The organism is Komagataeibacter kakiaceti JCM 25156, assembly GCF_000613305.1.
The window spans coordinates 1-3,427 of record NZ_BAIO01000244.1 but is presented as its reverse complement, the minus strand read 5'-3'; the positions used below and the strand labels follow the sequence as shown (position 1 = coordinate 3,427).

At 65.0% G+C, this 3,427-nt stretch carries 4 protein-coding genes; all 4 read left to right on the top strand.

Annotation, left to right across the window (positions count from 1 at the left end; genetic code table 11):
- Positions 1–442: XdhC family protein (locus JCM25156_RS11550; RefSeq protein ID WP_025813205.1), on the top strand; the 442-nt coding region annotated here is incomplete at its 5' end.
- Positions 442–1,398: a LysR family transcriptional regulator gene (locus JCM25156_RS11545; RefSeq protein ID WP_025813204.1), complete on the top strand. Its 957-nt coding sequence runs from the start codon at positions 442–444 to the stop codon at positions 1,396–1,398. The genes JCM25156_RS11550 and JCM25156_RS11545, both read left to right, overlap by 1 nt.
- A gap of 146 nt (positions 1,399–1,544) precedes the next feature.
- Positions 1,545–3,020, top strand: coding sequence for a SidA/IucD/PvdA family monooxygenase (locus JCM25156_RS11540; RefSeq protein WP_242402616.1), 1,476 nt, complete (start codon positions 1,545–1,547; stop codon positions 3,018–3,020).
- Between the two features lie 42 nt (positions 3,021–3,062).
- The gene (locus tag JCM25156_RS11535) at positions 3,063–3,299 is read left to right on the top strand and encodes a DUF4089 domain-containing protein (protein ID WP_025813202.1); all 237 of its coding nucleotides are present in this window, start codon (positions 3,063–3,065) and stop codon (positions 3,297–3,299) included.
- Positions 3,300–3,427: the final 128 nt, after the last annotated feature.

Below are 3,427 nucleotides of genomic sequence, written 5' to 3'. Positions count from 1 at the left end.
GGCCCCGCTGCCGCTGCGGCTGGCATGGTGCGATTCGCGCCGGGATGAATTCGGTCCCGTCATTCCCCCCGGTGTCATGGTGCATGATGATGGGGACTGGGAAGGACTGGTGGCCGGCGCCCCGCCGGGATCGGGCGCGCTGGTCCTGACGCAGAGCCACGCACTTGACAGCCTGATTGTTGCGTCCATCCTCGAACGGGATGACTTTGGTTATGTCGGGCTGATCGGCTCACGGACCAAGCGCCGCCGGTTCGAGGCGGGATTCCGCCAGATCGGCCTGTCGGAAGATCGTATCGCCACCATGATCTGCCCGATAGGGGACCGGGGCGTGCGCGACAAGCGCCCCCCCGTGATCGCGGCCCTGGTGGCGGCGGAAATTGTCACGCATTTCCTGCACCGGGGGCAGGCGGATGGTGACGTAGAGGGGGGTGACGAGACCTGATGAGTGATCCGCTGGCCCGCACGCCGCGCATGATGCGCCTGCACGCGCGTGGCATTTCCTATTTCAATGCCGTGCGGGAATGCCGCTCCATCCGCGAGGCGGCGCGACGGCTCAACGTTACGCCGTCCGCCCTGACGCGCCAGCTTGCGCAGATGGAAGCCGAAATCGGCGCGCCGCTGTTCGATCGCCTGCCCGATGGCATGGTGCTGACCGAAGTCGGCACCATCATGGCCCGCCACATCGTGACCGTGATGCAGGACGCCGCGCGGACAGAGGAGCAGATCAACGCGCTCTCCGGCCGGCATGACGGGCGGCTGCGCATCATGGCGGTGGAAGGCATCGCGGGCCAGCTCCTGCCCGCCCTGCTGGGGCGGATCATCGCGGCCTTTCCTTCCGTTGAACTGCATGTGGAGGTGGGCGCGCCCAAGACCATCGTCTCGGCCCTGCAGGATGGGCGGGTTGACCTTGGCATCGCGTTTTCGCTGGCGCTCTATCCCGAGCTGCGGCGGGTCGCGGTGGCGCATTTTCCCGTGGGCGCCGTCGTGCGCGCCGATCACCCGCTGGCGCATCTGCGCACCGTCACCATAGAGGAATGCATCGCCTACCGGCTGATCCTGCCCACGCGCACCCTGTCGCTGTACCGGGTAATGGAACCCATGCTGCGGCCATGGCAGGACCAGCTCAATGTAGTGCTGCATACCGGCTCCATCGAACTGACCAACCGCATGGTGCAGGCCGGGGTGGGGCTGGCGTTCCAGTCCCCGCTGGCGATAGACGTGCAGCCCGGGCAGGAGGAACTGCGCCATGTGCCGCTGCGCGATACCCGCGCGGTAACGGATCTGGGGGCCTATGTGCGTGAATCGCGCTGGCTGCCGCCGCTGCTGGAAACCGTGATCGAGGAACTGCGCCTGGAACTGCGCCGCGTGCAGGGTGTGAGTGACGAGCGGGTGGTCTGACATGCGTTGCATTTTGGGCAACGGAACGGTCAAATCATTATACTAGACGAAACACCCCCCGACCTGATTAGATTTATACATCACGGTGCGGTTGGGGGAAAAGCCGCGGAGCGTCGGGGGACGCCGCGCGGGACTGCATCAACAACATGAACATTAAAGACGGGGATCCGCATATGGACACCATTACGCAGGCGACAGCCGGGGGGCTTGCAGCACTGGATGCGGCAGTGCGCCGGGATCTGGACATTATCCGCTATCCCCGCAAGGAATGGACGCCGCAGCTTGAGCGCAACGGCCAGCGCGTGCTGGACGTGGCCATTATCGGCGCGGGGCAGGGCGGGCTTGCCACCGCGTTCGCGCTCAAGCGGACCAACGTGACCAACGTCCGGATTTTCGACCGCGCCGCCAAGGGGGGTGAAGGGCCGTGGATCACGTTCTCACGCATGATCACGCTGCGCACGCCCAAATACGTGACCGGTCCCGACCTGGGCGTGCCCTCGCTTACGCCGCGTTCGTGGTACGAAGCCCGTTATGGCGCCGAAGCATGGGAAAAGCTGGATAAAATCCCGCGTGAGGAATGGCAGGACTACCTTGACTGGTACCGCGACATCCTCGACCTGCCGGTCGCCAACGACCATGATTTCACGGGTGTGACATGGGAAGACGGCCTGCTGCGCCTGAGCTTCCGCCGCCCGGATGGCTCGACCCACGTGCATTATGCCCGCAAGCTGGTGCTGGCCACCGGCATCGAAGGCTGCGGCACATGGTACGTGCCCGAGTTCATTCGCGACAACCTGCCCCGCGCGCGCTACGCCCATACTTCGGAAAACATTGATTTCGAGGCGCTGAAGGGCAAGCGGATCGGTGTTCTGGGGGCCGGTGCGTCGGCGTTCGATAACGCGGCGACGGCGCTGGAAGCCGGTGCGGGCAGCGTGACACTGTGCCTGCGCCGCAAGGAAATCCCGTCCATCAACCCGTATCGCTGGATGGAAAACACCGGGTTCCTGGCCTACTACCCCGCCCTGTCGGATGAGCTGCGCTGGGGCTTCATGCGCCGGATTTTCGAACTGAACCAGCCGCCGCCGCAGGATACGTTCTGGCGCTGCCGCCGGCACGAGAACTTCTCCTACCGCACCGGCTGCCCGTGGACGGGCGTGCGGATGGAAGGGGACGAGATCGTGGTCGATTCGCCCGATGGCGAGATGCGCTTCGATTTCGTGATCATCGGCACGGGCTTCGCGACCGACCTGTCGCTGCGTCCGGAAACGGCGTCCTTCGCTCCGTCCGTCGCCCTGTGGGGCGAGCGCTACACCGCGCCGGAAGACTGTGACAGCGCCGTGCTGAAAACCTATCCCTACCTGGGGGATGCGTATCAGTTCCTGCCGCGCCGCGCGGATGATCCGCTGGCGCCGATGCTGGCCAACATCCACAACTTCACGTTCTCGGCCACGCCGAGCATGGGTCTGTCGGGCGCGTCCATCAGCGGCATGCGCTTTGGCGTGGAACGTCTGGCGCGCGGGATCGGGCGTGATCTGTACGTGGCCGATGGCAAGCAGCATCTGGAAAGTCTGCTGGCCTATGACGTGCCGGAACTGGTCAGTCTCGACCCGCCTGTTGCATGATACGTCCCGGGTAGATTTATCCATTCGGGAGGAAATGAACAGATGAGCAGCGCAGAACGCGTTTCACCTCCCGCGCCGGGTATGACCGGCGCGGGGGGGAATGATGACCGCAAGGTTCCCCCAGTAGCCGACATGGCGCGGATTATCGGCCTGTCCATTCCGGCGGCCTGCATGCCCGATGTCGTGGCGAATACGGCGCTACTGCACGGTTATGCCGACCTGCTAGGCGGGTTCGCGCTGCCCGATGACTGTGAACCAGCCTATGAGTACCAGCCATGAACGCGCCCGTAACCCCCATGGCGGGCGCCGCTGGCGCTGGCGGCTGACATCCGTGCGCGCCGCCGCAGCGCGGTATCGGTCGTGACGGGTGCCATCGCGGATATCGAGATTCGCGATACGCGCTTTAA

Coding starts and splice junctions, on each gene's coding strand:
- JCM25156_RS11545 (WP_025813204.1), top strand. CDS start 442: ATGAGTGATCCGCTGGCCCGCACGCCGCGCATGATGCGCCTGCACGCG.
- JCM25156_RS11535 (WP_025813202.1), top strand. CDS start 3,063: ATGAGCAGCGCAGAACGCGTTTCACCTCCCGCGCCGGGTATGACCGGC.
- JCM25156_RS11540 (WP_242402616.1), top strand. CDS start 1,545: ATGAACATTAAAGACGGGGATCCGCATATGGACACCATTACGCAGGCG.